The 24059-nt window shown below is 43.2% G+C and carries 11 protein-coding genes, 2 tRNA genes and 3 rRNA genes; 7 read left to right on the top strand and 9 right to left on the bottom strand.

Annotated elements, in window-relative coordinates; translation table 11 throughout:
• Nucleotides 1–70: 70 nt before the first annotated feature.
• From K2F45_RS22225 to K2F45_RS22210, 4 genes are all read right to left on the bottom strand, one after another.
• Nucleotides 71–3388, bottom strand: coding sequence for a DEAD/DEAH box helicase (locus K2F45_RS22225; protein ID WP_248932473.1), 3318 nt, complete (start codon nucleotides 3386–3388; stop codon nucleotides 71–73).
• A gap of 9 nt (nucleotides 3389–3397) precedes the next feature.
• Nucleotides 3398–5467, bottom strand: a complete 2070-nt coding sequence (locus K2F45_RS22220; protein WP_075993964.1) for a TonB-dependent receptor — start codon at nucleotides 5465–5467, stop codon at nucleotides 3398–3400.
• An 18-nt stretch (nucleotides 5468–5485) separates the two neighbouring features.
• Nucleotides 5486–6277 (bottom strand): hypothetical protein, encoded by a 792-nt coding sequence (locus tag K2F45_RS22215; RefSeq protein WP_075993963.1) that lies wholly within the window; start codon nucleotides 6275–6277, stop codon nucleotides 5486–5488.
• A 107-nt stretch (nucleotides 6278–6384) separates the two neighbouring features.
• A complete protein-coding gene (locus tag K2F45_RS22210; RefSeq protein WP_248932472.1) occupies nucleotides 6385–7695 on the bottom strand; it encodes a BamA/TamA family outer membrane protein in 1311 nt (436 codons plus the stop codon).
• 198 nt (nucleotides 7696–7893) lie between these two features.
• Between K2F45_RS22210 and K2F45_RS22205 the strand changes: the two genes are divergently transcribed.
• Nucleotides 7894–9774 (top strand): M1 family metallopeptidase, encoded by a 1881-nt coding sequence (locus K2F45_RS22205; protein WP_075993962.1) that lies wholly within the window; start codon nucleotides 7894–7896, stop codon nucleotides 9772–9774.
• A 121-nt stretch (nucleotides 9775–9895) separates the two neighbouring features.
• Here the strand turns inward: K2F45_RS22205 and K2F45_RS22200 are convergent, their stop codons facing one another.
• From K2F45_RS22200 to K2F45_RS22180, 5 genes are all read right to left on the bottom strand, one after another.
• The gene (locus K2F45_RS22200) at nucleotides 9896–10507 is read right to left on the bottom strand and encodes an alpha-ketoglutarate-dependent dioxygenase AlkB family protein (protein WP_075993961.1); all 612 of its coding nucleotides are present in this window, start codon (nucleotides 10505–10507) and stop codon (nucleotides 9896–9898) included.
• Between the two features lie 22 nt (nucleotides 10508–10529).
• Entirely contained in the window at nucleotides 10530–11366 is an 837-nt protein-coding gene (locus K2F45_RS22195) for a methylated-DNA--[protein]-cysteine S-methyltransferase (RefSeq protein ID WP_167512264.1), read from the bottom strand.
• 67 nt (nucleotides 11367–11433) lie between these two features.
• Nucleotides 11434–11733, bottom strand: a complete 300-nt coding sequence (locus K2F45_RS22190; protein WP_075993960.1) for an Rdx family protein — start codon at nucleotides 11731–11733, stop codon at nucleotides 11434–11436.
• A 204-nt stretch (nucleotides 11734–11937) separates the two neighbouring features.
• Nucleotides 11938–12795 (bottom strand): 4,5-DOPA-extradiol-dioxygenase, encoded by an 858-nt coding sequence (gene ygiD / locus K2F45_RS22185; RefSeq protein WP_216640404.1) that lies wholly within the window; start codon nucleotides 12793–12795, stop codon nucleotides 11938–11940.
• Between the two features lie 137 nt (nucleotides 12796–12932).
• On the bottom strand, nucleotides 12933–13766 hold the full coding sequence (locus K2F45_RS22180) for an AraC family transcriptional regulator (RefSeq protein ID WP_075993959.1): 834 nt from the start codon (nucleotides 13764–13766) through the stop codon (nucleotides 12933–12935).
• A 940-nt stretch (nucleotides 13767–14706) separates the two neighbouring features.
• Between K2F45_RS22180 and K2F45_RS22175 the strand changes: the two genes are divergently transcribed.
• The 6 genes from K2F45_RS22175 (at nucleotide 14707) to K2F45_RS22150 (ending at nucleotide 24002) form a co-directional block, all read left to right on the top strand.
• A 16S ribosomal RNA gene (locus K2F45_RS22175) occupies nucleotides 14707–16235 on the top strand.
• Between the two features lie 121 nt (nucleotides 16236–16356).
• Nucleotides 16357–16430 (top strand) — tRNA-Ile (locus K2F45_RS22170).
• A gap of 11 nt (nucleotides 16431–16441) precedes the next feature.
• Nucleotides 16442–16515 (top strand) — tRNA-Ala (locus K2F45_RS22165).
• 227 nt (nucleotides 16516–16742) lie between these two features.
• Nucleotides 16743–19624, top strand: a 23S ribosomal RNA gene (locus K2F45_RS22160).
• A gap of 128 nt (nucleotides 19625–19752) precedes the next feature.
• A 5S ribosomal RNA gene (gene rrf / locus K2F45_RS22155) occupies nucleotides 19753–19864 on the top strand.
• Together the 16S, 23S and 5S rRNA genes with 2 tRNA genes alongside form the textbook arrangement of a ribosomal RNA operon.
• Nucleotides 19865–20135: 271 nt before the next feature.
• Complete coding sequence (locus K2F45_RS22150; protein ID WP_248932471.1) at nucleotides 20136–24002, top strand: TIM-barrel domain-containing protein; 3867 nt, start codon at nucleotides 20136–20138, stop codon at nucleotides 24000–24002.
• Nucleotides 24003–24059 lie beyond the last annotated feature (57 nt).

Here is a 24059-nt window from a genome sequence, read left to right as displayed (position 1 = left end):
GAGCAGCTGAAAACGAATTATATCAAAAAAGGGGACATCGATCGATGTCCCCTTTTTTGATTTCAATAGTTTAGCGTAGCAAATTCATTAAATAGCTTTTGTCGAGATAAAAGACATCTAAACTTCCGCCGTCATCCAGAATACTGTTGCTAATCTCCTTTTTATGTTGCTGTAAGGTCTGAATTTTATCTTCGACCGTGTTAGGGCTGATTAATCGGACTGCGGTGACCGTCTTTTGTTGCCCCATGCGATAGATCCTATCGATCGCCTGTTGTTCAACAGCAGGATTCCACCAGGGGTCTACCAGGTACACGACATCGGCCGCGGTAAGATTAAGTCCGGTACCACCGGCTTTTAGACTAACCAGAAAAACGGGGATATCCTTGTCGGATTGAAAATCACTAACCAATTTACCTCGATTTTTGGATTGGCCTGTGAGCATTAACGCGCGAATACCCTGTTTATCCAAAGCCTCTTTAATCAGATTGAGCATACTGACAAACTGTGAAAACACGATCATTTTGTGCTGGTCTTTTTTATGCTGAATTTGCTCGATAAGCATTTCAATTTTGGCAGAGTCCGCAGCGCTAGTCAGATCCTCATTTTGGAGCAGTTTGCTTGAATTACATATCTGTCGCAATTTTGTTAGACCTTTTAGGACATGCATGGGGCTTTTCTTGATTTCATCGCCATCTTTGGCAGAGATAAAATCTCGAAACTCTTTTTCATAAAGATCATAAATTCGCCGTTGGGCAGTTTTCATCTCACAGTAAAGGACCAGTTCATTTTTTGTAGGAAGATCACGTAATACATCCTGTTTTGTTCTACGGAGAATGAAAGGCTTTATTTTCTCTTTCAGCATTTTTTTTCTCTTGCGGTCATGGAAAGCATCAATAGGAGTCGTATAGACATCTTTGAAATATTTTTTGCTTCCTAGTAGACCCGGCACAATAAAGGAAAGCTGGGCATAAAGATCCATCGTATTATTCTCGATAGGAGTTCCTGTTAAAATAATGCGATTTCTTGATTTTAATAAATTTACCGTTTTGTATCGCTGGGAATCCGGGTTTTTGATTTGCTGCGATTCGTCCAATATGACATAATTGAAGGTTATTTTTTTTAGCGTATTAATATCCGTCAGCAGGTTGTGATAAGAAACTAAAACAAGGTCATATTGTTCAAACTGCATCCCTTTTTCTATTCTATTTGGACCATCTAAAACCAACGTTTGGAAAGATGGAAGGAATTGCTGGATTTCATGCCGCCAATTAAAAATTAAGGTCGTGGGAAGTACAAGTAATGTTGGTGCAGATTGTCCCTTTGCTTTTTGAGTAGCCAGAAAGGCTAATATTTGGATCGTTTTGCCAAGTCCCATGTCATCGGCAAGACAGCCACCAAAATTAAGCCCATCCAAGAAATGCAGCCATTGTAGCCCTTGTTGCTGATAAGGGCGTAAGTTTCCGACAAAAGTTGGTGGTATCTGGACCTCGGATAGCGAAGAAAAATTAGCGAGCTGCTTTCTCAACGTGCTGAGCTCCGCCAACACGATAGGGTCTAGCTCCGCCTGATCAAATAGTTGATCGATTTCATTGAATTTGTATTTTGGAATTTCAATGAAATCATCAGCTATCGATTCTGCTGCATTAAAATAGGCTTCAAATTTATCGAGCCACTGTTGCGGTAAAATGCCCTGGGTGCCGTCATCCAAGGTGATGAATTGCGAGCGGTTCCGTACTGCCTTTTCAAGTTTTTTTAGGGAGACACTTTTGGGGCCAAATTTGACCTGTATATTGGCGTTGAACCAATTTTGTCCACTGAGGACCTCCACATGTATTTTTCCCTTAAAACGGCTTAATTTATTTCCACGTAACGTATTAAATCCGATGATCTGTATACCCTGATGTTGCCACTCCTCAAAAGCATCCAGAAACCAGTTACTGTCCAGAAAGTATTTGCGATGCAAATAAAAATGCTGAAAGCTTCCTTCATCCATTTGCTCCTGAAAATAGGGATGCTGCTTCAGTAACAGGGAAATAACTTTTGTTTCAGCTTCACGTTTCCGATCGACCAAAAATTGTGTACCCTTGCTGTCTGTACCAAATATATTCCGCTTACTTAAAATAGGAATTTCGACCTCACCATAACGCATGACAGGAATAAGGTTGACAAAATCTTCCGATTCTTCCAGAAACAAAAGTGGCTGCATGTCCTGATAATACAGATTTTCCTTCAACTGTGGCTTGCTTGCTTTGGGAATATCTTTAAAATTTAACTCCACGGAATGTGCTATCTGTTCCAAAAACAACCTGTTGAATTCTTCGAACTTACGCTGATGGATCAACAATTGCTCACCTTTGTTGCCAAACAAACGGATCAACTTGAGGTGAAACCTATTTTCAATCAGAAAAAGCTGATTTTTGATGAGAATGAAATGGTCCAAAAGAACGACTAAATCCTGTAAATTGTGGGCTATCGTATGAATATGAATTTCTCCTTGAATGGTATAAAACGCACCTTTTTTTGTAATGAAGAGCTTAATTTCACCTTTGTTTAGGTTAAATTGAACCGGCGATAAGGTGGAGGCTGTTATATTGTCGGATTTCTCATAGTCATGCAGATAAAAATCGAGGTGTAACGGATTTTTTGCAACCGCCTTCAGACTGGAGCTGATTTCGATATCCTGTTGCATAGCTTGAGAAAATTGGTAAACAGCGGTGTAAAATTGCATTTCCTCAATCGAGCTGCTTTGCCAGATACGGGACTGACTCTCACTGGCGGAAATCGGATTTTTAGGTAGGCCGGATTTCGTCATTGGAGCTTGACACAGGAGTATTTGTAGATTTTTGTAGTACCGGTTGCGCGTTAACACCACAAAATGATGCTGCTGTTCGGCCGTCGTCTTGACCTTTTTTGGGACAAGAGATTCCTCTACTAGATCAAAGTCATCAATGGAGGTCAGCTGTTTGTCTTTTAACAGAAACTCCAGCTTCCCTGCTTTGATCTGGGCAGCAAAATAGTTTTCTAAAGACGGTTCCTTTTCCAGTCCATATTGTGCCGCAACCTTCTTGAGGAGATGCTGATAGCGGTTGTGATCAAAAAATGCCAGCCAATTCTCCTGTGTAAATAGTTTACTTAAAGCCGCCTTTTGATGACGGCAGAATCCTGTTTGTGGACAATTGCAAAAGACGGCTGTTGTGGGCAACGTATGGAGGATCATCACTTCAAAATCGGTATAATTCTCCAGTACCTGAAAATTTGCCTGATTCACCTCCATTTCCATCGCATTGACCTGAAAATGGGCCAATGTCAGGTCCATCCAAGGAAAATAAGAATAACGGCTCACCTTGGTGAAATCGATATCGGTCAATGTATATTGATGGAAGTCCATAATGCTTGGTTAAAAATTAAAACTCATTCCGCCATAATAATTACGTAAAGGGGCAGGATTAAAATACCGTCCTCCAAAAGCATTGATATCGTTTCCAAGACTATATTTTTCATTGAGTAGATTGTCGGCCCCAACAAAAAATCTAATTTTATGCTGTGAACAGACAGATTTGCTCCAGGATAATTTGCCTTGTAAAAGATGATACCGTTTGGCATAAACAGTGTTTGCGTCATCCAGTGGTATTGCTGCTGTTAAATTGGAAAGAAGATCCAACTGGAATTCATCCGGGAAAAGTATATTCAACGAATTTACCCATACCGTTTTAGGAACCGCAGGAAGTTTATTGTTCTTATAGTTTTTGTCGCCTACCTGATAGGTTTTGAAACTGTAGTCATTGAGGGAAAAATTACTGGTCAGCTGTAGGCTACGGACCGTACCGGTTGTTTGAGGCCTGATCAAATACATGAATAGCGATGCTTCCAATCCCTTTTGGTTTATTTTACCCGCATTTTGAAAATATTCAGCACCATTATCCCGTACCTGTCGGATGATGGCATTGTTCATTTGATAAGTGTAGGCCGCTGCATCTAAAATAATCCGGCGATTCCACAAATGCCAACGAAGCCCAAATTCATGGTTTGTACCTGTTTCTGGTTTCAGCATCGTATTAATTGTATTGTCTGACGAACGGACTTCAGCAACAGTTGGTGCAGAGAAACCTTTAGAAATCGATGCTCTAAGTGCAAGCATTGGTGTGATCAAATAGGATAGTGCTGCTCGTGGCATCCATGTACTCCCGAAATCAATATTTTCTTTGTTTTCTTGTGCAACAGGATAACGTTGCTGGTAGCCAATTTTATTCTCATTTAATCCGAGCGACAGCTCTACCTGGAGACGCTCTAGCCATTCCAGTTGGGTGCGTGCAAAAAATGATTGCTGACTGTTTTCCAATTTGTCCTTGGCCTGAGGATCGGTAGCGACACCTTGGGCGTTGTCATAATTGTCAATAGCATACCAACCCTTTTGCGCTTCCAAGCCCAGTTGGACTTCATATTTTAAATCTTGGCTCAACAAATCCACATAAGATAAATACAGGCGCGTTCCTAAATTCTTTTCATCTCTTTTCTCGTAATTGGTGATGAAGGGATTTTTGATCTGATTGGATGAGCCAAATACACTGGCGAATAAGGTCATCTTAGAACTGAGATGCGTCTGGTTGCTCAGTCCACCAAAGAATGTTTTATCGTAGATTGCTGCTTTTTGTTCAGCAGCACCAGGATTTGGTCCGCCCTTAGGCCGAGCCTGCCTGCGGTCGCTCTCCATTTGTGCTGCGGTGAGCCCTCCCGGAGTTTGGTAACCGATATCCGAATAGAAACCGGTGAATTTTAATTCGGATGTTTTTGCATATTGCCAATTGTAATTGAGTTGGATATTCTTTTTGTTTAAGGCTGAATTCTGGCGATAACCGTCACTTCTTGTCCAACTTTGATTGATAGCAAGTTGCTGAGTCTGGTTGATGGGTAATATTGCATTGAGCTGTTCCTGGAAAAGACCGTAGGAGCCCCCCGTTAATTGGAGGTTGACTTCAGGTTTGTCAGATCGATCGAATCCTTTACTATAAAAGGAGAGTACACCGCCTGAATTGGCCCCATATATCGATCCATCTGGACCTTTCAATACATTTATCTGCCCTATTGCGGAGGGATCTATCAAGTTAATGTAGGTGTTCCCGCCTGCGTCAGTAAAAGGAAAGTCGTCCAGATATATTTTGACATTGCGAACACCAAAAGGTGAACGGACCATACTCCCACGGAGTGCTAGCCGGTAACTCCCAGGGGAACGTTCTTCCATGCGTAAACCCGGCACCCTGTTCATTGCTGAAACAAAGGAGGGCGACTGCTGGGATTGGATCATTTGGCTGCTTAACACAGCCGCAGAAGATGTCAATCGCAATAGCGGTTGTTTATTGAAGTAGGCTTTAACTTCGACTTGTTCTAGCAGATTAGTCGTAGTATCCACTTCCTGCGCATATAATTTGCTACATAAACCAAGGGTAGCAAGTAGGTAATATCTTTTCATCGTTAAGGTTTGGTCGGCTTAGTCTGCAAATTCCTGACTGAAATAAATTTCAAAAATCTGCTTTTTCTTATTGTATTTTAGGTATTGAAAATTCGCATATACGGAGCTAGTCGGTACACAAAGACTGTTGGCCATGGCTTCTTTTGAGAATTTTTTGTTCAGACATCCCTGCTGCAAATCAAAGTTTTTGTTCGTCGAAATATCGGTCACATCAAAGGAATTGTCGTCAATCAGGTAATTTGAATTGTTTAATCGAATATAATCCTCTTGATCAATCAGTTCGGAAGCAACGAGATAATCGAGCGATCCAAAGCTGGATGAACAATCCAAATTTTGAAGGGTATTGACAACTTTTAACTCTTTATACAGTGTGTTGTATGTATTGCTTTTATGATCGAATAAGGTGATCTCGATGCGATGATTACCTTTGTTGTATACCGTATACCCAAGGTCACCGGGGCCATTTTCGAAGATATTCCCTTTCGCGATCGCTAAAACAGCCAAGTTAGGATGCCCAAGAAAATAATCTTTCTGGTCTGCACTTAGTGTTGTCGTTAACTTCTGGTGCAGTTTATCGAAGAGGCCGGCGTCGTTCATTTTCATTAACTGCTGCGCTTGTTCCTTTATTCTGTCTGCAAAACGCGGGCTATCGTAGCTCGAAGTATCCGATGGGAGTGGTGGTGATGCAGGAGGGACTACCTGTTCTTTCTTTTGTTCGTCATTTTTCGTTGTTTTTGACGTCTTTGTCTGATGACAGGAAACAAGAGCTGATAATAATACAATGTATAGAAAAAAGGTTTTTAAATTCATGATGAAATATCGTCAATGCCAATTCAGTCACTCTTCGTGAATAGAAAGAGCAACAACATCGGCTAATTTAGTTATTTTATGGCAAACAAAGCTGTCGCAATCTGGAATTAGAAAGCTTCATTCAGCCCCAAAAAGAAACCACGGGAACCATATTTTCCAAAGGCATAGTCCAGACATAGATTTGTGCGTGTTGCTTTGTTAAAGAGTACCCGTAATCCGGCACCACCCCCAGGTTGCCACCTTTCAAAAAGTTTGGTGCCCAGTTCGTCGCTGGCAGTCTGTAGGTTAAAAAAAGCAGCTCCGCTCAAAAAGCGATTCTTTAAAATTGGGAAGCGGTATTCTGTTTCGGCATAACCGAAAGAAATTCCTTTGAAATAACCAATGGTGTAACCGCGGCCGCTTCTGACGGCTACGTCTCTTCCCGTTCCGGGGAGATCAAAATAGGGGAGTGTACCACCGAGTTTATAGGAGCCCCAATACCAGAAGGCAAGTACATGAGCCGGGTCGGACTGAGATAAACTAAAGTATTTTCGAAAGTCGGTGGTAAGCTGTACAGCACTTTTGCTACTGCCCAACAGCGTTGTGTTCCATCGCACACCGATATCCGAATAGATACCCTTGTAAGGCCTATTGGGATTGTCTCTTGTCATGTATTGCATATTGAGCAATAGTCCATTGGAATTATAACTGTCGGGCTCGAAGCCATGTTTTTCGGTGTAGATGGTATTGGGAGTAATGTTGCCATTGGGGCCGCTGCTGGTTATTTTTCGTCGTAAGTCAAACGCCAATCCGGCTCCAACAAATAGTCCGTCGGCGATTCGTTTATAGACTTTTTCATTAAATGTAAACGCGTTATATTTTGCTCCGTATTTCTTATGGTCGGGGTTGGCAAGGATCTCTTCATCGGCATTGTTCCATTTTCCATGGGGAGTCATGCCCAAACCCGCATCTAAAGCGACCATTTTGACAAGTGCAAAAGCGCCCTGAAAATTTAGTTTATTGTTGGGGGTAAAGATATTATGGCTAATATAGAAGACCATGATGTTTTTTGTGGTGATTGAGGCGGATGTCGCTGCGATCGACATGGTCGTTGTTTTGGGGTCACCCAATACTTTCCCCGCGACAGCCTTGATTCCGATCTGACCACCAATGGTTGGGTTGTAGGCAATGTTGGGCATTAAGGTGATGGGAGAGCGTTTACTCGCATGTTCCTTTTTTCGTTTGGGATGGATTATTCTTCCGATTAGATCCGATATATCGTATTGACTGGCCAAGGCCGAGTCACGCTGATGTTTGTACTGTGCAAGAGAGTCTGTTTTTGCATCGGTTTGGGCAGCGAGCAGCGTAGGGATTGAAATTAAAAGTATTGCTAAAAAAGCATGTCGGAAGAAATCGTTAAAACGTAAAAGTTGATGCATACATTCGGGTCTATCTTAAAACTAAACGTCAAAAAAAATAAAATGTTTTCTCAAGTACTCGGAGCCTGTCTTTTTTTGATCTCTGAACAAATGCAAATGTGGTATTGTGTTGAAGAAGTTTGTTTTTCTTGCGAAGCAGGAGAATTAAACTTGCAAATCACAGCAAATTTATCTTAGTTTGATTATTTAAACTAGGATATGATAGGACGCACTATATTTAATTATGGATTGACTTTGCTTTTATTGACAGGGGTAGCTCATGCGCAAGAACTGTATACCCCAAGAAATATTCAGCAAGCGATCGAGAAGGGAACCCGTACCAAAACGGGTCTACCAGGGAAAAACTATTGGCAGAATTTTGGTAAGTATGATGTGCGGGTGCAATTGGATCCGGCTACAAAGATGGTGAGTGGAACAGAGACTATTCTGTACACAAACAATAGTCCCGATACATTGAAACGCTTGGCTATCCGATTTGTGAACAATGTGCACAAACCTAATGCGGTACGTGCTGCATACGCTTCGGACGACTACCTGACTTCGGGCCTAAAGATTAAATCGTTTAAACTGAATGGTCAAGTTTACGACGTAAACAGCAAGGACTGGGGAACGGTGAAGTTAGGTGATTTTGGGCAGAAAATCCTTCCGGGAAGGACTGCAACATTGGACATTAGCTGGGAATATCCGTTATCTGTCGAAAGCGACCGTGAAGGGCTGTTGAATGCTTCCACCTTTTATTGTGCTTACTCTTATCCGCGTGTGTCTGTATACGACGATTATAATGGTTGGGATCTTCTGGAACATAATGGCCGACAAGAATTCTACAATGGTTTCAACGATTATCAATTTGAGATATCTGTTCCGAAGAACTTTGTTGTTTGGGCGACAGGTGAATTGACAAATGCGGCTGATGTACTGCAGAAACCTATTCTGGACCGTTTCGAAAAATCAAAAGTCAGCGATACGCCAATACATATCGCGACAGATGCCGAAATGAAAGCGGGGAAAGTGACAACACAAGAAGCCTGGAATAAGTGGAAATTTAAAGCAACCTATGTGCCTGATTTTTGTTTCAGTGTGAGTGATAATTATATCTGGGATGGCGGGAGTGTAGATTTGGGAAGTAAGCGCGTGAGTGTGCAGTCAAGCTATGTCGCTGGAACAGCAGATTTTGAACAATACATTGGTTGGCAGCAATATTGCATTGACTGGTTTTCTAAAAATTGGCCTGGTGTCACCTATCCGTACCCAACAATGACAGCCGTTCAAGGGTTTGCAGATATGGAATATCCGATGATGATTAACGATTCGAGTGTCCCAGATAATCTCGTGGATGCACGGCAAACAGCAGACCATGAAATTGCACATACCTATTTCCCTTTTTACATGGGTATCAATGAGACGCGATACGGTTATATGGATGAAGGCTGGGCTACTGCATTGGAATTCTGGATTGGAAATGCGGAGATTGGTGCCGAAAAAAATAAAGAACTTTTCAAAGATGCCCGTGTAAAGCGCTATATCTTTGACCCCTCTACCGAAGAAGACCAACCCTTGATTACCATGACCTCTCAGTTGAGTGGTTTAGGGTACGGCAACAATGCCTACATCAAGGCCGCATTGTCTTATATTGCGTTACGGGATTACCTGGGTGATGAACTGTTTAAAAAAGCACTACACCATTACATGGAGCTATGGCATGGAAAACATCCGACGCCTTGGGACTTCTTTTATAGCATCAATGCTGGAGCTGGGCAGAATTTAAACTGGTATTGGAAAAATTGGTATTTCACCAATAATTACATTGACCTTAAGGTGAATGGTTTTAAACAGCTTGCTGGTAAAAATACACTGACGATCACCAATATCGGGGGATTTGCAATTCCGTTTGATGTGTTGATTACCTATACGGATGGATCGGTGGAGACAAAACATCAAACTCCGTCAATTTGGCAACACAATGAAAAACAGGTAATCCTGACTTGGACTTCGACTAAAAAGGTGAAAAATATTACCTTGGACGGTGGCATTTTTATGGATTACACAGCCAAGGACAACAGCTGGGACGTTATTAAATAACCCGATCGATCGTGTCAGCCTTTATGTTTGAAAAGGTTGACACGATTGGTGACTGAATGCTGTTGAAGTCTGCCTACAACTAGGTGTCCATTCCTGTAAGCCTTACCCTGGGGCTGTAAGATTACAGCTGATCGATGCATCGAAATGTCAGATTAATTCGTGCACTGAACACCTTTTTTGTCGGTGGAAGCCGATGCAACCAATACGTTTGTGTAAGACCTTTCATCACCAATAAACTTCCATGGCCCAAGATGATGTCTATTTTTTCTTTGCTCGTTTTATGTTTAAAGGCAAACTTTCGTTCAGCACCAAAGCTTAAAGAAGCAATTGCTCCATTTTTTTTGAGGTCTTTTTCACCGTCACTGTGCCAGGCCATTCCTTCGTCGCCATTGTGATAAAGATTCAACAGGCAGGAATTATACGTCTCCTGTGTTTGTTGTTCGGCAATCTTTTTCAGTTCAAGAAGTTCCTTTGTCCAGGGAAGCGCCCTTTTAGTGGTGTTGGAATAGCTATATTCGAAAGCCTGGTCGCCATACCAAGCCACTTTTCGTTTGGTGACGATTTCGTTTCCAAAAATAATGGCACGGTCATTTACCCATTCGATCGAGTCCATGAGTCTATCAAAATAGTGGTTTGCTTCCTGTGGAGGTAGTATTTTACCATAATAATTGACAGTCCCATCGTAAGGGAGTAGATTTCTATTGCCATCGAAGAGATTGTCGAAAAGTTCCATGTTATCGTATTGTGTGTGTTTACTAAATAGCCGTATGCAAAGTCTCCCATCCGATCATCGCTGTTTTCCGCATTGGATCCCATCGGTAACCACCAAATATACCGCTGTTTTGTATAACACGATGACAGGGGATAAGGTAAGCTATCGGATTGCTTCCAACAGCTGTGCCGACAGCACGGGAAGCCTTGGGGTTTCCGATTTGAGAAGCGATAGCACCGTAAGTGCTTAAGTTACCCATAGGGATTTTTAATAAAGCTTCCCAGACTTTCAATTGAAAATCAGTGCCTTTTAAATGTAATTTTACCTGACGGATATCTTTATCTTGGGGATTTAATGCGCTGAGTGCATTCTCATGCATGCTGTTCCCCTGTTGTAGGTATGTTGCGTTCGGAAATCGTTGCTGAAGAGCGTCAAAAGCTGTTATGTTATCATCCGCGTAGGCAATATGACAAATACCTTTTGAGGTGGATGCAATTAGCATTGTGCCGAATAAGCTCTGATAATACGCGTAGGAAATCAATAAATTGGAGCCTTCATTTTTATATTCAGCGGGAGTCATCCCCTCAATGTTGATAAATAGTTCATGAAGTCTACTGCTGCTGGAAAGGCCAAGCTGGAATGTTGTTTCAGCAATGTTATTTTCCTTGAGCAATGATTTTGCATAATTTATACTTACGTACTGTAAGAATTTCTTGGGACTTGTACCTGCCCATGCGGTAAACATGCGTTGAAAATGAGCTTCACTCATGTAAACATGAGAAGCGATCTGACCCAATGTAGGTTGAGACTTAAAGTTTTCCTGTAAGAAATGTATGGCCTTGGCGATACGTTGAAAATCTACTTCTTGTTGAATAGTCATGATTGTTCATTTAATTTATACAAAGTTGCTAATAAGAAGAAGTCTTTAAAATCCGATTTATGCTAAATTACATGTTGGATGAAGGAGATTTGTCCGAATGACCTAAGGATTTATCTGGTGCGACCAGATCACGGATCAGTTGTTTGAGTTCTTTTATTTCGGGGAATCGACCGGCTCTTTTTCGATCGAATATCTCCTTATCCGCTACCCGTACTGTATAACGGCCTGCAATTTCGCTGGGGACCAGCATCACTCCATGGATCTCATCGGTGAACGAACTCAGTACCTCCTGCGCCATATAGGCGGCGCGCAGCATCCAATTGCATTTTGGACAATATTCAATTTCAATAACAGGTTTTGTTGCCATGAGTTAAGTTCAAGTACGTTGTTTTGTTTCAAACAAATTTATCGATCCTAGCGCTGCAATCAAAGCACTTTTTGTCATGGAAATTTCGAGATTATTTCCAACTCAGCGGAGTACTGTATACAACAAGCCCATTCCATGGGCCTTTTTCTCGGTTAATGGAATGGGCTGGTATTGTTGGATATTCCTGATAGGTATGCTGGAGGCTTAACCGATTTTCAAAGAGGTCATGGTCAGTGATCCAGCCACTGAATTGTCGTTGAAGAGAAACAACTCATCATTTTTCTCCTGTAAACCCAAGGTATAGATTAAAGGGAGGTAATGTTCAGGAGTTGGAATTGCCAAGTCGAACTCTTTGCCCTGTTTTCTGAAATCTATGAGCGCCTGATGATTACCATTCTGAATAAATTTCTTCATTTTTTCATTGGCTATAGTAGCCCACTCATACGCATAGCCTGCCGTATCGAGTTTGTCCCAGGCGACCATCCGTAAGTTGTGCACCATATTGCCGCTACCGATAATGAGTACACCCTTTTTTCTTAGCGCGTTTAATTGCTGTGCAATTTCATAATGGTATGCTGCAGGCTGTGTGTAATCGATGCTCATTTGAATAATAGGAACGTCTGCATCAGGGTATAGATGTTTGACTACAGACCATGATCCATGGTCCAGCCCCCATTTGTCGTCGAGATGAACCTCTGTTTTGCTGACAATACGCTGTGTTTCTAAAGCGAGCGCCGGGCTGCCTGGAGCTGGGTATTGGACATCAAATAATGCCTGAGGAAAACCGCCAAAGTCATGAATGGTGGCGGGATGCTCCATCGCTGTGACAAATGTTCCACGTGTTTCCCAGTGTGCCGAGACAACAAGAATCGCCTTCGGTTTTTCGAAAGTTTGGCCAATTTTTTTGAATCCCCGGACAAATTCGTTGTCCTCTATGGCGTTCATGGGACTTCCATGTCCTAAAAATAAGACCGGAAATTTGTCCGTTGCCTCCAGTTCCTCGGAAAATTTATATAAAGAGTTTGCTTTATGAGCTACTCCAGCTAATGGTAATGTTGCCATAATTTTAATAAAATCCTTTCTACGCATTTGATATGATGTGACTGCGTCAATTTTTATTACAAAGGTAAGGGATGGGTTTGGCTAGGCGGTATCATTATCCTGTCAATCTGTTGTACTATTCGGAAATCTGTTGTACGCTATTCGGAAATAAGTTTTTGGATCTCATTTCTAAATTCCGAAGGCGTCATGCCTGCTTTCTTTTTGAAGACATTGGTAAAGTAGGCTTTATCTTGGTAACCGAGTTCAAAACCAATTTCCGAGATCGTTTTAGTCGTTGTCAACAAGAGGTTTTTTGCTTCAATAAGTTTCCGTGTTTCGATAATCTCAGAAACGCTTTGTTGTAATATGCTCTGACAAATTAAATTTAGGTTTCGTGTCGACATAAAAAGCTTCTCCGCGTAAAAATTAACGCCTTCGGGACGGCGGTAGTTCTCTTCCAGTATAGATAGAAAGCTTGTGAACGTTGTACTCTGATTTTTCAATTGCTGTTGGCTGTCTGGAAATTGCCTTTTTCGTTCAGATTCAATCATGGTAAAGATGGTGCTCAATAGCTGCTTGATAACCGCATAGTCTACGCTATGTTGTAAGCATTCCTGCTGCATTAGCTCACACAAGACTATCAATCTCCCGAAGCAGTTGGGGCTGGCGAAGGTCAATGTCGCATTTTCATGAAAGTGGGCGTAGAGCTGGAAAGTCGTTTCGGGGATAAATTCACTTTTAAATCGAATGACCCAAAATTCAATGTTATTATTATGCAGAAGAGGTTTGACGCGGTGGGTTTTGCCCTGAGTGATAAAACTTATAAATGGAGCGGTGTAGGTTTTTGTTTTAAAATCGATAAAATGTTCGAGCTTTCCTGCCACACCAATAATCAATTCCTCGAAATCATGTTGATGTATTTCGTTTTTGGATTGTTGTATGCGCAGTGCCTCATCGGCGTCAACTTTGTAAATTTTGAAAAGTCCGTTCAAAATAAGGAAGATTTTAATTTGCTATTTACGAATATACGGTTTCAGTTACATATTGTTTGTCAAAGACCATTTGGCTTTTCATATTGCTATTTTCGCTTGTTTCAGCGGCAGTTTTGACAAAAGGGGAGGTCTGTTGTTACCCCGCTTAGGCTCAAATTGTATACTGATTTGTAATTAACAGCATTATAACACCGTTTTAATAGGGGGTTAATAGGGGTTGTACCCCTGCTAACCCCCTGTTAACCCCCTGTTATACCCCTGTAATACCCCTATTAATTATTAACAAAAGTTGAACGAAATTGGTAATAGATCCATTGCGAAGCCTGCCTCCATACGCTATACGATGACCTGGGGTTCTCCGAAGGCCAAATCTGGTGGCCGGATCAGCCATCCCAGCCTTCCTATCACCTGTTTTACAAAAATAATCTCGCACCGTTACAGGCAGTTATGGATGAAATGAAATAAATAAGAACAAAAGTCTTGGAAGTGATTGTGAAAACTCCCTATCTTTGCACCACTCCGCAAGGGAGGGACGGTTACCCCGAAAGAGGGAACCCTGAAAAAAGAAGGGTTTAAGAGAAGTCTGACAGGATTTAAAATCCCGCTCAGTTTATTTTAAACGCGGAAATCAAAAAAAGAGAAAAGAAAAAAAACTTCAAAAAGTTTTTGGAAGTTCAGAAAAGATTTCTACCTTTGCAGTCCCAACGGAAACGAAGGGAAAAACAAAAAAGATAAAGACGGCGCAATGCCATCGGAATATAGCGGATACGGAAGTTGAAGCGGCAAAAGTTCTTTAAGAAAACACAATCATGTAAGCGTGACGAGTAGACAAACGAAAGTCATGAACAAATTCAAGTAATTCGTTCAATTCGATCCAAGATCAGAGATATAAAAAAAGAATTCTGATTATGTAAATAGTTGGAATCAAAAACTTCATTTTACAATGGAGAGTTTGATCCTGGCTCAGGATGAACGCTAGCGGCAGGCCTAATACATGCAAGTCGGACGGGATCCATCGGAGAGCTTGCTCGAAGATGGTGAGAGTGGCGCACGGGTGCGTAACGCGTGAGCAACCTACCTCTATCAGGGGGATAGCCTCTCGAAAGAGAGATTAACACCGCATAATATAATTTCCCGGCATCGAGGAATTATTAAATATTTATAGGATAGAGATGGGCTCGCGTGACATTAGCTAGTTGGTAGGGTAACGGCTTACCAAGGCGACGATGTCTAGGGGCTCTGAGAGGAGAATCCCCCACACTGGTACTGAGACACGGACCAGACTCCTACGGGAGGCAGCAGTAAGGAATATTGGTCAATGGGCGGAAGCCTGAACCAGCCATGCCGCGTGCAGGAAGACTGCCCTATGGGTTGTAAACTGCTTTTGTCCAGGAATAAACCTAGATACGTGTATCTAGCTGAATGTACTGGAAGAATAAGGATCGGCTAACTCCGTGCCAGCAGCCGCGGTAATACGGAGGATCCGAGCGTTATCCGGATTTATTGGGTTTAAAGGGTGCGTAGGCGGCCTATTAAGTCAGGGGTGAAATACGGTGGCTCAACCATCGCAGTGCCTTTGATACTGATGGGCTTGAATCCATTTGAAGTGGGCGGAATAAGACAAGTAGCGGTGAAATGCATAGATATGTCTTAGAACTCCGATTGCGAAGGCAGCTCACTAAGCTGGTATTGACGCTGATGCACGAAAGCGTGGGGATCGAACAGGATTAGATACCCTGGTAGTCCACGCCCTAAACGATGATAACTCGATGTTGGCGATAGACAGCCAGCGTCCCAGCGAAAGCGTTAAGTTATCCACCTGGGGAGTACGCCCGCAAGGGTGAAACTCAAAGGAATTGACGGGGGCCCGCACAAGCGGAGGAGCATGTGGTTTAATTCGATGATACGCGAGGAACCTTACCCGGGCTTGAAAGTTAGTGAAGAGTGCAGAGACGCACTCGTCCTTCGGGACACGAAACTAGGTGCTGCATGGCTGTCGTCAGCTCGTGCCGTGAGGTGTTGGGTTAAGTCCCGCAACGAGCGCAACCCCTATGTTTAGTTGCCAGCATTTAAGGTGGGGACTCTAAACAGACTGCCTGTGCAAACAGAGAGGAAGGTGGGGACGACGTCAAGTCATCATGGCCCTTACGTCCGGGGCTACACACGTGCTACAATGGATGGTACAGCGGGCAGCTACATAGCAATATGATGCTAATCTCTAAAAGCCATTCACAGTTCGGATTGGGGTCTGCAACTCGACCCCATGAAGTTGGATTCGCTAGTAATCGCGTATCAGCAATGACGCGGTGAATACGTTCCCGGGCCTTGTACACACCGCCCGTCAAGCCATGAAAGTTGGGGGTACCTAAAGCATGTTACCGAAAGGAGCGTGTTAGGGTAAAACCGATAATTGGGGCTAAGTCGTAACAAGGTAGCCGTACCGGAAGGTGCGGCTGGAATACCTCCTTTCTAGAGTATCGAAGATCGGTGCTCGTCACGTTACATATGATTGCAAGAAGAAAAAACATCAGAAGAAAGTGCCCGCCCCGAAAGGAGCAGGACCGAGAGAAAGAGATGAACAAGATAAGCTAGTCCCGTAGCTCAGTTGGTTAGAGCACTACACTGATAATGTAGGGGTCAGCAGTTCAAATCTGCTCGGGACTACGAAAAAAAGAGGGGAATTAGCTCAGCTGGCTAGAGCACCTGCCTTGCACGCAGGGGGTCAACGGTTCGAATCCGTTATTCTCCACATCACCGGTGAAGTATATAAAGATATACTTCAGGATACCGGAAAAAGAGTTCTTTGACATATTGAAAGAGAAAAAAAATTACAAGAGAAGACAACAGTATAGAGACAATACGTGTATGTGTTTGAAGTAAGGGAGAGGCCCTCGGTGAATGCCGAACGATCCCGAACCTAGCATACGGGTATATATATCAAAAGCAGCCGCATAGTAGCAAAAGGCTATGCCGGTGAAGAAAGTAAATAAGGGCACACGGGGGATGCCTAGGCTCTCAGAGGCGAAGAAGGACGTGATAAGCTGCGATAAGCTTTGGGGATTGGCAAATGCGACTTGATCCAGAGATTTCCGAATGGGGCAACCTGACTATTTGAAGAATAGTCGTATAAAACGCGAACGCGCTGAACTGAAACATCTAAGTAGGCGTAGGAGAAGAAAATAACAATGATTTCCCAAGTAGTGGCGAGCGAACGGGAAAGAGCCCAAACCGATCATGTTACGGCATGGTCGGGGTTGTAGGACCACGAGATTGTACAGCGCTATGAACTGGAAGCAGGTGGGAAACTGCGCGACAAGGGTGAGAGCCCCGTACAGGTAAAGAATGTTGACATAGTGGTATCCTGAGTACCGCGGGACCGGAGAAATCCTGTGGGAATCCACCAGCACCATCTGGTAAGGCTAAATACTCCTGAGAGACCGATAGTGAACCAGTACCGTGAGGGAAAGGTGAAAAGAACCCCGAACAGGGGAGTGAAAAGAACCTGAAACCGTGTGCTTACAAGCGGTTGGAGCAGGCAGGTCCTGTGACAGCGTGCCTTTTGCATAATGAGCCTACGAGTTACTCTTGTCTGGCAAGGTTAAGTCCTTCAGGGACGCAGCCGAAGCGAAAGCGAGTCTTAATAGGGCGCATAGTCAGATGAGGTAGACGCGAAACCTTGTGATCTACCCTTGGGCAGGTTGAAGTTGCAGTAACATGTAATGGAGGACCGAACCGATAAACGTTGAAAAGTTTCCGGATGACCTGAGGGTAGGGGTGAAAGGCCAATCAAACTGGGAAATAGCTCGTACTCCCCGAAATGTTTTTAGGAACAGCGTCGGCGTAGAGTTTGATAGAGGTAGAGCTACCGATTGGGTGCGGGGGAGTCAAATCCTACCAAATCCAGACGAACTCCGAATGCTATCAAATATAGCCGGCAGTGAGGCTTTGGGTGCTAAGGTCCAAGGCCGAGAGGGAAAGAACCCAGACCATCAGCTAAGGTCCCCAAATTCGTTCTAAGTTGAACTAACGAGGTCCGGTTGCCCAGACAGCTAGGATGTTGGCTTGGAAGCAGCCATTCATTTAAAGAGTGCGTAACAGCTCACTAGTCGAGCGGCCGGGCGTGGATAATAAACGGGCATCAAGAACGGTACCGAAGCTATGGATTTGCATTGAAAGATATGCATCTGGTAGGGGAGCATTCCATCGCCGGGGAAGCAGTTTGGCAATGAACTGTGGAGGTTATGGAAAAGCAAATGTAGGCATAAGTAACGATAAGGCGGGTGAGAAACCCGCCCACCGAAAGACCAAGGTTTCCTGATCAACGTTAATCGGATCAGGGTCAGTCGGGACCTAAGGCGCACCCGAAGGGGGCAAGCCGATGGACAACTGGTTAATATTCCAGTACTCTTCATAACTGCGATGTGGTGACGGAGTAGTGACACTGCCGCGAACTGACGGAATAGTTCGTTGAAAGGCGTAGGTATAGGGACGGTAGGCAAATCCGCCGACCCTGCTGAAACCCAATAGTACAGCAAAGCTCCGGTGGCGCTGATAGAGCAGGTAAACAGACTTCCAAGAAAACCCGCTAAGCTTCAGGTTATGAAGACCCGTACCGCAAACCGACACAGGTGGTCGAGGAGAGAATCCTAAGGTGCTCGAGTGAGTCATGGCTAAGGAACTCGGCAAAATGGCCCTGTAACTTCGGGAGAAGGGGCGCTGTCTCGTAAGAGCAGCCGCAGTGAAAAGGCCCAGGCGACTGTTTAACAAAAACATATGGCTTTGCAAAATCGCAAGATGAAGTATAAGGCCTGACACCTGCCCGGTGCTGGAAGGTTAAGAGGGGATGTCATCGCAAGAGAAGCATTGAATCGAAGCCCCAGTAAACGGCGGCCGTAACTATAACGGTCCTAAGGTAGCGAAATTCCTTGTCGGGTAAGTTCCGACCTGCACGAATGGTGTAACGATCTGGGCGCTGTCTCAGCCATGAGCTCGGTGAAATTGTGGTATCGGTGAAGACGCCGATTACCCGCAACGGGACGGAAAGACCCCATGCACCTTCACTATAGCTTAACATTGAGATTGGGTACAGGATGTGTAGGATAGGCGGGAGATGTTGAAGTGGCTTCGCCAGGAGTCATGGAATCAACCTTGAAATACCGCCCTTTCTGTATTCGGTTTCTAACTCCCTTATGGGGAGGACATTGTTTGGTGGGTAGTTTGACTGGGGTGGTCGCCTCCAAAAAGGTAACGGAGGCTTTCAAAGGTAAGCTCAGTACGCTTGGTAACCGTACGTGGAGTGCAATGGCATAAGCTTGCTTGACTGTGAGACCGACAAGTCGAACAGGGTCGAAAGACGGACATAGTGATCCGGTGGTTCTGTATGGAAGGGCCATCGCTCAAAGGATAAAAGGTACGCTGGGGATAACAGGCTGATCTCCCCCAAGAGCTCATATCGACGGGGAGGTTTGGCACCTCGATGTCGGCTCGTCACATCCTGGGGCTGGAGAAGGTCCCAAGGGTTGGGCTGTTCGCCCATTAAAGTGGCACGCGAGCTGGGTTCAGAACGTCGCGAGACAGTTCGGTCCCTATCTGTTGTGGGCGTTGGAAGTTTGAGTGGATCTGACCTTAGTACGAGAGGACCGGGTTGGACAGACCTCTGGTGAACCTGTTATGCCGCCAGGTGTACGGCAGGGTAGCTACGTCTGGAATAGATAAGCGCTGAAAGCATCTAAGTGCGAAACTAGCCACGAGATGAGACTTCCTTATAGGGTCGTAGAAGATGACTACGTTGATAGGCCATAGGTGTAAAGGTTGAGAGACCAAAGCCAAGTGGTACTAATAGCCCGAAGCTTTCTCAAGCAGACAGACACTGTTGTCTTCCTCTTTAATTTTTAAGAAACAAACAGGAAACGAACCTCTTTCAATAGCTATGTCAGTTGGCATGAATCACATGATATTAATATCATAGATCATCCAATAAAGATTTTTAGGTGCCTATATCGGCGGTGTCTACCTCTTCCCATTCCGAACAGAGCAGTCAAGCCCGCCAGAGCCGATGGTATTGCCGTAACAGGTGGGAGAGTAGGTCGGTGCCTTTTTTTACACGGAAGCCCTTGCTGGAAACAGTCAAGGGCTTCTTTCGTTTAAGTACTTCCGTATTTCCATGTACAGGCTATTGCATATCCTCCGCCTTTCGGTTATCGCAGCACAGGACCGTCGGTGAGCCTGCTCCATCGGAAGCTGTTCCGCAACCGCCGCTAGCCTGCAACATTATTATTGGACAATCGTTTGCATTCCATAATCTCTTTTTTACTTCGATTTACTATTGTATTATTGTTAAGTTAATTTAATGCATTATAAATCATACGCATGAAGATATCTTTTTGGAGCACAAAAGCACAAGTCAGTTTACTGATGGGATTGGCTTCTCCTTTTATTTTTCAACCCACTCGAGTTGACGCTAAAGTAAGTACGATCAAATATTATAGTACAATAGGTCGCGATCAAGGCAACCGTATTATCACGATTCAGAAAATTAATCCGACAACAGTCGAGATAGTATACGATAATGGTCAACGTCTGACTTTAGATTTCTACGGTAATCATATTTTTAGGATGTTCCAGGATGTTCATGGCGGTGTTATCCGTGATCCCGAAGCAAAACCCGAAGCAAAAATATTGGTAGAGCAACCTCGGAAAACGGTCACTGGGCTTGAGGTAAAGGATGAAGGTAATAAGGTCAGCATCTCCACTAACGATATTCTTTTTTCAATGGATAAACAGACTTCTCAGTTTAGTATCCTCAATCGGAAAAGCAATAAAATTGTCGTTGAAAGCTTAAAGCCAATTGTTTTCGAAGAGAAACAAGTAAGCGTTGAATTGAAGGAAAATGCGGATGAATACTTTTTTGGTGGCGGCGTTCAAAACGGGCGTTTTTCACATAAGGGAAAAGTGATTGCAATCGAAAATCAGAACAGCTGGACCGATGGTGGTGTTGCCTCTCCAAGCCCTTATTACTGGTCAACCAAAGGGTATGGTTTTATGTGGCATACCTTTAAGAAGGGAAGTTATACCTTTGGAGCCAAAACCCCTGGGACAGTAAAATTGGCGCATGATACAGATTATCTAGATGTCTTTTTTATGATTAATGACGGGATAGTACCTTTGCTCAACGATTTCTATCAATTGACGGGCAACCCAATTCTTCTACCGAAATTTGGTTTGTATGAGGGGCATCTTAATGCCTATAACCGCGATTTTTGGAAAGAAGATGAAAAGGGAATTCTATTTGAAGACGGAAAACGCTATAAAGAAAGTCAAAAGAACAATGGCGGAATCAAAGAATCGCTGAACGGTGAGAAAAACAATTATCAGTTTTCGGCCCGCGCTGTAATAGACCGGTATAAAGCACATGATATGCCTTTGGGCTGGATTCTTCCAAATGATGGCTATGGTGCTGGCTATGGCCAAACGGAATCTTTAGATGGAAATATCCGAAATTTGAAAGAGTTTGGTGATTATGCACGTAAGAATGGAGTAGAAATCGGTTTATGGACACAGTCTGATCTCCATCCGAAAGATAGTATAAGTGCATTACTGCAACGTGATATTGTAAAAGAGGTTCGGGATGCGGGTGTACGAGTCCTAAAAACGGATGTGGCCTGGGTTGGTCCAGGATACTCCTTTGGTCTCAATGGGGTCGCCGATGTGGGACATACTATGCCTTACTATGGTAACAACGCTCGTCCATTTATTATTTCATTGGATGGTTGGGCAGGCACACAGCGCTATGCCGGTATCTGGTCGGGCGACCAGACTGGAGGCGTATGGGAGTATATTCGATTCCATATACCAACATATATTGGCTCGGGACTTTCAGGTCAGCCCAATATTACCTCCGATATGGACGGGATCTTTGGTGGTAAAAATTTTAAGGTCAATATTCGTGATTTTCAATGGAAGACCTGGACACCAATGGAACTTAATATGGATGGCTGGGGATCGAACGAGAAATACCCACATGCTTTGGGGGAGCCAGCTACTTCTATCAATCGTCTGTATCTGAAATTGAAATCTCAGTTGGTTCCCTATAGCTATAGTGTTGCGAAACAAGCAGTAGATGGACTGCCCATCATTCGTGCTATGTTTTTAGAGCAAGCAAATAGTTATACGCTTGGAAAAGCAACGCAATACCAGTACCTCTATGGTCCAAATTTCCTTGTAGCACCGATTTACCAGGAAACACATGTGGATGAGAAGGGAAATGATATGCGCAATGGTATCTACCTGCCGGATGGTGAATGGATTGATTATTTTACGGGTGAAAAATACAAGGGAGGGCGTATTATCAATAACTTTAATGTGCCTATTTGGAAGCTGCCCGTTTTCGTGAAAAATGGAGCCATTATTCCGGTGACCAGCCCAAATAATAATGTGCTGGAAATCAAAAAAGATCAACGTATTTATGAAGTATATCCTTATGGGAACTCCAGTTTCCTGGAATATGATGATGATGGAAAGACAGAGGCTTATCGTTATGGTAAGGGGGCAAATACATCCATAACTTCACAGTTAAACAACAATAAAGTTGTTTTTGCGATTGCTCCAACGCAAGGCGAATTTGACGGCTTTGAGAAAATGAAGTCTACGGAAATTCGTTTCAACGTTAGCAAAGCACCGAAGAAATTGACAGTAAAGATCAATGGGAAAAATAGCAAACTTAAAGAAGTGAATAGTATAGATGCGTTTAATACTTCTGAAAACGTATATTTCTACGACGCACAACCAAACCTGAATCAGTTTGCAACCAAGGGATCGGAGTTTGAAAAAATACCTTTGGTGAAAAATCCGATGTTGCTGGTACGACTAGCCAAACAGGATGTCTCATCGACCGCAATAGAAGTACAATTGGAGGGTTTCGAATATGCTCCTGCTGACAACTATCTGGCTCAGACTGGTGCTTTGACCTCGCCCAAAGCTGTTATCACAGACCAACATACACAAGCATATACCTTAACGCCAACCTGGGAAAAGGTTGCAAATGCTGATTATTATGAAATTGAATTCAATAATCTGATCTATTCGACCATCAAAGACAGTCAATTGCTATTCGAAGGATTGGCCGCGGAAACGGATTACCAGTTTAAAATTAGGGCTGTCAATAAATCTGGTGTTTCAGATTGGAGTACATTTGCCGCAAGAACAAAGGCAAACCCGTTGGAATTTGCCATTGAAGGTATCAAAGCAGAGACTTCTGTGGATAACCAAGGTGGAAATGGTATCAATAAATTGTTCAATTATGATGAGGGGGATATGTGGCATACAAAATGGGGACAGACTGCGGTTCCGTTTGATATGACCTTAGATCTAAAATCCGTTAATCAATTGGATAAGTTTGAGTATCTTCCAAGAACCGATGGCGGAAATGGCATCATTTTAAAAGGAAAAGTATTCTATAGCAACGATAAGGACACCTGGACGGAAGCTGGTAGTTTTGATTGGAAACGTGATGGCGAAATGAAACGTTTTGATTTTGGAACCCATCCGGTGGCCCGATTTGTCAAAATTTCAGTTTCTGAAGCTGTTGGAGGTTTTGGTTCAGGAAGAGAATTATATGTGTTTAAAGTACCGGGATCGTCAAGCTACTTACCGGGCGATATTAATAATGACCGATTGATCGATCATAATGACTTGACTTCCTATATTAACTACACGGGATTGCGACTGGGAGATGGAGATTTTGAAGGTTATGTCAGCAATGGTGATGTCAATAAAAATAATCTGATTGACGCTTATGATATTTCCAATGTTGCTGTTGTCATAGAAGGTGGTGCAAAACCAAATAAAGAAGAAAAGGTCAGTGGTAAATTAAAATTGATTCCTTCAAAAACGACCTTAAAATCGGGTGATATTGTGGAGATCAGTGTTAGTGGAGAGAATCTTAAAGCTGTCAATGCACTTAGTTTTGCTCTTCCTTACAATCAAGGCGATTTTGAATATGTCGGTATTGAGTCCGTACATTTAAAAGAGATGAACAATTATAGCAACGATCGTCTTCACACCAATGGAAGTAAGGCTCTGTATGCTACTTTTGTTAATCTAGGCAACAAGGAGACTTTGAATGGCTCTGAAGTTTTATTTAAGATCAAATTGAAAGCAAAACGTAATGTCAACTTCAATCTGAAAGCAATAGATGGCATTTTGGTTGATAAAAAGCTGAATTCCGTTACTTTCTAAAATATAAATAGCCTTAACAAAAAAAGGGAGCCTATGAGGCTCCCTTTTTTTGTTAAT

It is taken from the genome of Sphingobacterium siyangense (assembly GCF_023277505.1).
Lineage (GTDB): Bacteria > Bacteroidota > Bacteroidia > Sphingobacteriales > Sphingobacteriaceae > Sphingobacterium > Sphingobacterium siyangense.
Note: the sequence above shows the minus strand (reverse complement) of the source record. Positions and strands in the feature narration are given on the sequence as shown.

Bases quoted from the DNA above. Each gene is read 5' to 3' on its own strand.
- ygiD (WP_216640404.1), bottom strand. From the start codon at position 12,795: ATGGCAACATTACCATTAGCTGGAGTAGCTCATAAAGCAAACTCTTTA.
- K2F45_RS22200 (WP_075993961.1), bottom strand. From the start codon at position 10,507: ATGGAACTTTTCGACAATCTCTTCGATGGCAATAGAAATCTACTCCCT.
- K2F45_RS22215 (WP_075993963.1), bottom strand. From the start codon at position 6,277: ATGAATTTAAAAACCTTTTTTCTATACATTGTATTATTATCAGCTCTT.
- K2F45_RS22190 (WP_075993960.1), bottom strand. From the start codon at position 11,733: ATGGCAACAAAACCTGTTATTGAAATTGAATATTGTCCAAAATGCAAT.
- K2F45_RS22220 (WP_075993964.1), bottom strand. From the start codon at position 5,467: ATGAAAAGATATTACCTACTTGCTACCCTTGGTTTATGTAGCAAATTA.
- K2F45_RS22195 (WP_167512264.1), bottom strand. From the start codon at position 11,366: ATGACTATTCAACAAGAAGTAGATTTTCAACGTATCGCCAAGGCCATA.
- K2F45_RS22210 (WP_248932472.1), bottom strand. From the start codon at position 7,695: ATGCATCAACTTTTACGTTTTAACGATTTCTTCCGACATGCTTTTTTA.
- K2F45_RS22205 (WP_075993962.1), top strand. From the start codon at position 7,894: ATGATAGGACGCACTATATTTAATTATGGATTGACTTTGCTTTTATTG.
- K2F45_RS22225 (WP_248932473.1), bottom strand. From the start codon at position 3,388: ATGGACTTCCATCAATATACATTGACCGATATCGATTTCACCAAGGTG.
- K2F45_RS22150 (WP_248932471.1), top strand. From the start codon at position 20,136: ATGAAGATATCTTTTTGGAGCACAAAAGCACAAGTCAGTTTACTGATG.